Raw genomic sequence first — 917 nt, 5'->3', positions numbered from 1 at the left:
GTTATAATCGCAGCTATCATACTTGTTGTCACCCTCCTCTATTTTCGACCAAACATACCCTGTGGTCTGAAAATAAGTAACACATCGAGCACAGAAAATCCTCAATGCTCAGATTCTTCTTGCATGTGATGAGAGTGAGCATCAGACGAAACGGTCGACCAATGAAAAAATTTCTCAATTCCTTGGCATAAGTATGAGAAAAATTGATCGCATAAAGAAGCGATTTGTCATGGAAGGCATGGAAGCAGTCCTCACCAAGAAAAAAGGAAACCATACTTATGAAAAAAAGATAGATGGGGATGTTGAAGCCCACCTGATTGCAATGAGCTGCAGCGAGCCTCCAGAAGGTTTTGCAAGATGGTCTCTGAGATTGTTGGCTGATAAGGCTGTCGAACTTGGTTATGTTGATAGCATCTCGCATGAATCAGTACGAACTGTTCTAAAAAAAACGAACTGAAACCCTGGAAAGTAGAAGGTTGGGTAATTCCACCTGAGCATAACGGAAGATTTGTTGCAAATATGGAAAAGGTCCTGGATGTTTATAAGCGTCCACTCGATCCAAAAAATCCTGTTGTGTGCATGGACGAATCTCCAAAGCAATTGATTTCTGAAACAAGAGTTCCTATTCCTGCTTCGCCTGGTCAGCCGGAAAGGCATGATTATGAATACAGACGTTGCGGTATGTGTAATGTTTTTATTGCTTCTGAACCTTTAGCAGGAAACCGCATGGTATCTGTCACTGAAAGAAAAACCAAGCAGGACTGGGCTATTTTTATGGAGGAAATTGCACGCAAATACGAAATAGCTGAAAAAATTACAATTGTTATGGATAATCTGAATACACATGAAATCGGATCATTTTATGAAACTTTCCAACCAGAAAAGGCAAAAGCATTATGCGATAGATTTGAATTCGT

The 917-nt window shown here is 40.1% G+C and carries 1 pseudogene; it reads left to right on the top strand.

Annotation, left to right across the window (positions count from 1 at the left end):
* Window positions 1-82: 82 nt before the first annotated feature.
* Window positions 83-917 (top strand): annotated as a pseudogene (locus tag SCJ97_11585) (IS630 family transposase).

The organism is Bacillota bacterium (assembly GCA_033549065.1).
In the GTDB taxonomy this organism is placed as follows: domain Bacteria; phylum Bacillota; class Dethiobacteria; order DTU022; family DTU022; genus JAWSUE01.
The sequence above is the reverse complement of the archived record's forward strand: the minus strand, read 5'-3'. Positions and strand labels throughout refer to the sequence as shown.